Source organism: Streptomyces sp. NPDC026672, assembly GCF_040638185.1.
Classification (GTDB): domain Bacteria; phylum Actinomycetota; class Actinomycetes; order Streptomycetales; family Streptomycetaceae; genus Streptomyces.
In genome coordinates, this window is sequence record NZ_JBEZXS010000054.1 from 43669 (window position 1) to 49668 (window position 6000).

The 6000-nt window shown below is 71.4% G+C and carries 6 protein-coding genes; 5 read left to right on the forward strand and 1 reads right to left on the reverse strand.

The annotated features are described in order from the left end of the window. The first annotated feature begins 76 nt into the window (after positions 1–76). From AB0F77_RS37915 to AB0F77_RS37935, 5 genes are read left to right on the forward strand one after another with little or no spacing between them, the layout of a single operon-like run. Positions 77–1009 (forward strand): nucleoside hydrolase, encoded by a 933-nt coding sequence (locus AB0F77_RS37915; RefSeq protein WP_361957699.1) that lies wholly within the window; start codon positions 77–79, stop codon positions 1007–1009. Between the two features lie 27 nt (positions 1010–1036). Continuing rightward, positions 1037–2464, forward strand: a complete 1428-nt coding sequence (locus AB0F77_RS37920; protein ID WP_361957702.1) for an MFS transporter — start codon at positions 1037–1039, stop codon at positions 2462–2464. Next, on the forward strand, positions 2461–3276 hold the full coding sequence (locus tag AB0F77_RS37925) for a hypothetical protein (RefSeq protein WP_361957705.1): 816 nt from the start codon (positions 2461–2463) through the stop codon (positions 3274–3276). The genes AB0F77_RS37920 and AB0F77_RS37925 overlap by 4 nt, the downstream gene beginning before the upstream one ends. Then, on the forward strand, positions 3263–4618 hold the full coding sequence (locus AB0F77_RS37930; protein WP_361957708.1) for an NCS2 family permease: 1356 nt from the start codon (positions 3263–3265) through the stop codon (positions 4616–4618). The genes AB0F77_RS37925 and AB0F77_RS37930 overlap by 14 nt, the downstream gene beginning before the upstream one ends. Before the next feature lie 31 nt (positions 4619–4649). Continuing rightward, the gene (locus AB0F77_RS37935) at positions 4650–5303 is read left to right on the forward strand and encodes an HD domain-containing protein (protein WP_361957711.1); all 654 of its coding nucleotides are present in this window, start codon (positions 4650–4652) and stop codon (positions 5301–5303) included. A 194-nt stretch (positions 5304–5497) separates the two neighbouring features. On the opposite strand, the gene AB0F77_RS37940 is transcribed toward AB0F77_RS37935, so the two are convergent. Next, the gene (locus AB0F77_RS37940; RefSeq protein WP_361957714.1) at positions 5498–5644 is read right to left on the reverse strand and encodes a VOC family protein; all 147 of its coding nucleotides are present in this window, start codon (positions 5642–5644) and stop codon (positions 5498–5500) included. Positions 5645–6000 lie beyond the last annotated feature (356 nt).

Sequence of the window (6000 nt, forward strand, 5' to 3'; positions counted from 1 at the left end):
TGACCAGGCCGCGGCAGCCGGCTCCGCAGCACAGGCGCCCCCGCCGCAGCCCTTTCGCCGAACACCTGGAGTCCCCATGCCCACCCCCGTCATCCTGGACTGCGATCCCGGACACGACGACGCGATGGCCATACTGCTCGCCGCCGGCGACCCCCGAGTGGACCTCAGGGCGGTCACCACCAGCGCGGGCAACCAGACCGTGGCCAAGACGGCACTGAACGCACGGCGCATGTGTTCCCTCGCCAAAGCCCTCGACGTGCCCGTGGCCGCCGGCTACCCCAAACCGCTCACCGGCCCGCTGCTGATCGGCGACGACGTGCACGGCGAAACCGGCCTGGACGGCTGGGACTTCCCGGAGCCGGAAGTGCCCCTCCACCCCGCACACGCCGTCGACCTCATCCACGGTCTGCTGACCGACAGCCCCGAACCGCTCACCCTCGTCGTCACCGGACCCCAGACGAACATCGCGGGACTCCTCGCCCGCCATCCGCAGGACAAGGCGAAGATCAAGGAAATCGTGTGCATGGGCGGAGCCACCCACCGCGGCAACACCCTGCCCTACTCGGAGTACAACATCCTGGTCGACCCCGAGGCCGCCCACGAAGTGCTCGCGAGCGGCATCCCCCTGACCTACTGCGGCCTCAACGTCACCCACCAGGCGCCGGTCACCCCCGACGTGCTGCGGCGCATCGCCGAGGTGGGCAGCCACATCGCCAAGGTGTCGGCGGCCCTCCTCGACTTCCGCTCCGGCACCTACGGCCAGATCTGGGACCTGCCCGACGCACCGCTGCACGACCCCGTCGCCGTCGCCCGAGTGCTCGACCCGAGCCTGGTGGAATGCGTCGACGCCCCCGTCGCGATCGAACTGCGCGGGGAGTTCACCCGCGGCGCGACCGTGATCGACCTCTACCGTGTCACGGGGAGGATCCCCAACGCCCGGGTGGCGACGCGCCTGGACACGGAACGGTTCTGGGACGTGTTCATCGAGGCGCTCACCGCCCTGGGCTGACCAGTTCACCTACGGAGGCTGACCCACGTGCCCGTACCCCCCGTTCCGAAGCCCGGCACCCGCTTACTGACGGCGCTGGCCGGGGCGCAGCTGCTGGTGGCGCTCGACTTCTCGATCATCTACGTCGCGCTGCCCGACATCGGGACGAGCCTCCACTTCTCCGCGGTCGCCCTGCAATGGATCGTGAGCGCGTACGCGATCTTCTTCGCCGGATTCCTGCTCCTGGGCGGCCAACTGGCGGACGTCCTCGGCTCCGGCCGTGTTTTCCTCGCCGCTCAGCTCCTCTTCGCCGCCTCCTCGATCGGCGCGGCCCTCTCCCTTGCCGCGCCGGCGCTGATCGCCGCCCGCGTGGGACAGGGGGTGGCCGCGGCCCTGCTGGTGCCGGCCACGCTGGGAATGCTCGGCTCCGCCTACCCGGCGGGCCCGGAGCGCGACCGCGCAGTCGGCGTGTGGGGCACCACGGGAGCGCTCGGCCTCGCCCTCGGCGTCACGGCCGGCGGTGGCATCCTCGCCGTGGCCTCGTGGCAGTGGATCTTCTGGATCAACGTCCCCATCGTGGCGGTCTGCCTGCTCGCGGCGGGGAACGCGGTGCGCTCGGCCCCGTCCCGGGCCCCGGCTCCCCTCGCCACCAAGGCCGCACTCGCCGCCAGCGCCGCGGTCGTGGCCCTCGTCCTCGCCTTCACGGAGCTCGCCCACGCACGGCCCGCCCTGCCGGTCGTCGGCGCCTCGCTGACCGTGGCGGTCCTCGCGGCCGGCCTCCTCGCGCTCAGCCAGAAGGGACCCAGGTCGCTGGTGCCCCGCGCCCTGCTGGGTGTGCGCACCCTCCAGACGGCCTGCCTGGCCGCAGCCGTGTACATGGCGAGCTTCGGCGCCGAGTTCTACCTCGTCACCCTCTACCTCCAGGAAGTACGCGACTACAGCGCGCTCGCCGCAGGCATGGCCTTCCTCCCCCTGGCCGCGGCCATCACGGCGGGGAACACGGTGGCCGCCCGACTCGCCGGCAGACTGCCGATGAGCCGACTGCTGGCCACGGCCTTCCTCACCGGTGCGGCCGGGCTCCTCGTCCTCGCCCTGGCCGTCGCGATCGACGGCGCCGGCTACGCCCAGGTCATCCTGCCGGGGCTCCTGCTGAGCGGGTTCGGACAGGGGATGGCGTTCACCGCGATGTTCATCACCGGGACCCGGGACCTCCCACAGGCGAGCAACGCGACCGGGAGCGCCCTGGTGACGACGGCCCAGTACATCGGCGGCTCCATCGGCCTGGCGCTGCTGGTCCTGCTCCACGGGGAGCGGCCGGCCGCCGGGGACTTCGCCCTGACGTTCCTCCTCACCGCCGCCCTCGCCGCCGCGGTCGCGCCCGCCGCACTGATCCTCCTCCACCGCACCGGGCGAACGCCCGCTGCGGGGCCCCCACGAGACCGGCTTCCACAGCACAGGACAGGAGGTCACCGATGAACACCGCCCACTTACCCGACCGGACCGGGCTCCCCCCACAGGCCCGGCAGACGGTGGACGACTTCGAGAAGGAACACCACACCCACTTCCGCCACCTGGTCCACTTCGACTCCCTGCTGCTGGAGTCGTTGCACGCCCCCGGCGCCCTGCCCGACAACGTACGGATCGCCTCCACCGGCCGCCCCGACGTGATCGAACGGATGGCCGTCGTCACGACGGTCGCCAACCTCCCGCGGCAGCGCGACACCGACCGCGACCGCTATCTGCAAGCGCTGCTCGACATCTACGGCATGCTCCCCGCACAGGTGCGCCGGAGCGCGTCCGCGCCCGGAGCTACCGTCGTCGCGCCCGAGCGCGAGGGCCGTATCCTCGCCGAGCGGCTCGGCGCGCTGCCCCGGGAACGAGGCTGGACGCCCCAGGCCAAGCGGATGCCGGTGGCCGGGGGACTGCTCGTCGGAGTGGACGAGCGGTTGCCCCCGCAGGCCGGCCGACTGGTCGTCGTCGACGGTGTCGTGGCCAGCGGGGCGACCCTCATGGCGATGCTCCAGCTGACGCTCCGGCCGGGATCCGACGTCGAGATCTTCACCTGCCACGCGACACGGCAGGGCGCACTCGCGCTGGCCAGGTACGCCGAACGGCTCGGGATCACGCTGACCCTCCACGTCGGCCACGTCTCCGGAACACTGAACGGCAAGTTCTACGCCGTTCGACCCGACGCCCCCGACCAGTTGCTGCTGGGCGACGTCGGGGACACCATCAGCCCGGTCAGCCCCGGCTTCACTCCACGCGGACAGCGGCGTGACCACACCTGAACGCCCCGGCCTCCGCGCGACACCGGTTCCGCCCGAGCCCGCCCGCGGGGCCGTGGACCGGTACTTCGCGCTGAGCGCGCGGGGCTCGACCTGGCGCCGCGAGATCTTCGCGGGGGTGTCGACGTTCCTGGCACTCTCCTACATCGTCGTCGTCAACCCGGCCGTGCTCGGCCAGGGCGGCATCCCGCACGCCGCCGCCTTCTTCGCGACGGCGGCGGTCGGCGGCCTCGCCACCATCGCCATGGGCCTGTGGGCCCGGCTCCCCTTCGCGGTGGCACCCGGCATGGAGATGAACGCCATGGTCGCGTTCTCCGTGATCGGCACCCTCGCCTACACCTGGCCCGAGGCGCTGGGCATGGTGTTCTGGTCCGGCCTCGCCATGCTCGTTGTGACACTGCTGCGGCTGCGCGAGGCAGTGATCAACGCCATCCCGCCCGAGACGCGCTCGGCACTCGCCGCCGCGGTGGGTACGTTCATCGGCCTCGTCGGCCTGCAGATCGCCCACCTCGTCACCACGTCCGACGGCCGCCTGTCCGGCCTGGGCGACTGGACGGCGCCGCCCGCCGTCGCCCTGTACATCGGCCTCGCCGTCGCCCTCGTCCTGGACGCCCTCGGTGCCCGTGCGGCGGCGGTCCTGGGCGGCATCGCGGCCGCAGCGGCGTACTGCGCCCACGCGGGCGTCACAACCGGCACCGTCCACGACGGCATCCACGGCAGCGGAGGCGCGCTGTTCCGCCTCGATCTCACCGTCATCACCGACCCCCGCGCGTGGAGCATCGTCCTCGTCCTGTTCGCCCTCGACTTCTTCGGCAGCATCGCCAAGGTGGTCGGCCTGACCGCGCACACCCCCCTCCAGGACGCCGACGGGCGCGTGCCCGGTATGCGCCAGGCGCTGCTCGTCGACGCCGGCGCCACCGTCGCCGGATCCGCCACCGGATCGACCAGCTTCGTGGCCTTCGTGGAGAGCGCCGTCGGCATCCGCGCCGGTGCCAGGACCGGGATCGCGGCCGTGGTCACCGGACTGCTCCTGTGTTCCTGCCTGTTCCTCGGCCCGCTCCTCGCCCATGTCCCCGTGGAGGCCACCACCGGTGCCCTGGTCTTCGTGGCGGCCAAGATCCTCGCCGCGTCCCGCGCGCACGGAGCGGACCGTCCGGCCACGGCCGTCACACTGACGGCGGTGGCCGTCACCCTCGTCACCCTCGCGATCGACCAGGCCATGGCCGCGGCCTTCGTCGTCAGCACGGCCGCGAGCATTCTGCGCCGCCGCCGGCCCCGTCCCGCGCTGTGGGCCACCACCTCGGTCCTCACCGCCAGCGTCCTTCTCCAGTACCTCAACCTCTGAACAGCGCATGCACCCCTATCGAGGAGCCTCCATGTCCCATGACGACGCCCCGCTGCTCGCCGACTCCGTCCGGCAGCCCGACAGCACACCCGAACGGCTGCGCCGCCAGATCGAGTTCATCATCGAGGCGGATCGGCTCAAGGACGTCTTCCGGCAGAGCCCGCTGCTCGCAGCCGACCGCAAGGAGAACGATGCCGAGCACTCCTGGCACCTCGCCCTGATGACCCTGGTGCTCGCCGAGTACGCGGACGAGCCCGTGGACATCGGCAAGGTCCTCGCCCTCGTCGTCGTGCACGACCTGGTGGAGATCTATGCGGGCGACACCTTCCTGTACGACACGACGGCCGCCGCCGACCAGGAGGCGAGGGAACGGGAAGCGGCCGACAAGCTCTTCGCGCTCCTGCCCGCCGATCAGCGGGACCTCTTCAGGTCACTGTGGGACGAGTTCGAGGAACGCAGCACACCGGAGGCCCGCTTCGCCAAGGCCATGGACCGCCTCCAGCCCCTGCTGCTCAACTACGGCAACCGCGGCGGGACGTGGCGCACGCCCGGAGTCACGGAGCAGGACGTGCTGGCCCGCAAGTCCGTGATCAAGGACGCCTCCGCGGACCTCTGGCGGTACGCGCAGGCACTGATCCACACCGGTGCGGACAACGGCTGGGTCCCCCGCACCGACGGAGACTGAGGCGGACCGCCTGCCGCGGCAATGACGGGAGGACTTGGGGGAGGAGAGCGGCACTGATCAGCGGGGGCACACGAAGCATGGGCGCCCCCCTGCACAGGCCATCGTGGCCGAGAGCGGCAACATGGTGATCGGTGACCTCCTCGACGACGCGGGACGGGAACCCGCCGCGAAGCGCGGCCCGAGCGCGCGGTCGGTCAGCCGAGGTAGTCCGCGTGTCCCTCGTCGTCGATCTCGAAGGCGCCATCAGGGATGATGCAGAACTCATTGCCCTCAGGGTCCACCATCACGAGGAACCCCCCGTCGTCGTACAGCTCCAGCCTGCGCCCACCGAGCGCCTCCACTCGTTGCTGCTCGGCCTGCTGAGCAACTGGGACCAGAACACAGCGAGCCGCTCGGGGGCGGTGGCATTGATGATGAGGGCATTCACCTGCATAGGGGAGTCCGTCACGCCCCGATCCTCTCAACGAACGCAAGACCGCACGGCAGCGAGACTCCGACCAGGGGCGATGCCGGGCAGTGCGCACGGTGCGCATAGCCTGGCGCGACCCTCCCCTGCTGCTCCTGGCAGCGGTCGGAGCGGACACGGTCCTGGTGGGTCAGCGCTAGACGAGTAGTTCCGATGTGGCTCAGTGGTCGTAGGCGATCAGCGACCTGGTAACCGGTGCGCCAGTGATGCGGTTGTGCCAGATTGCGCAGG

Bases quoted from the DNA above. Each gene is read 5' to 3' on its own strand.
- AB0F77_RS37915 (WP_361957699.1), top strand. From the start codon at position 77: ATGCCCACCCCCGTCATCCTGGACTGCGATCCCGGACACGACGACGCG.
- AB0F77_RS37925 (WP_361957705.1), top strand. From the start codon at position 2,461: ATGAACACCGCCCACTTACCCGACCGGACCGGGCTCCCCCCACAGGCC.
- AB0F77_RS37935 (WP_361957711.1), top strand. From the start codon at position 4,650: ATGTCCCATGACGACGCCCCGCTGCTCGCCGACTCCGTCCGGCAGCCC.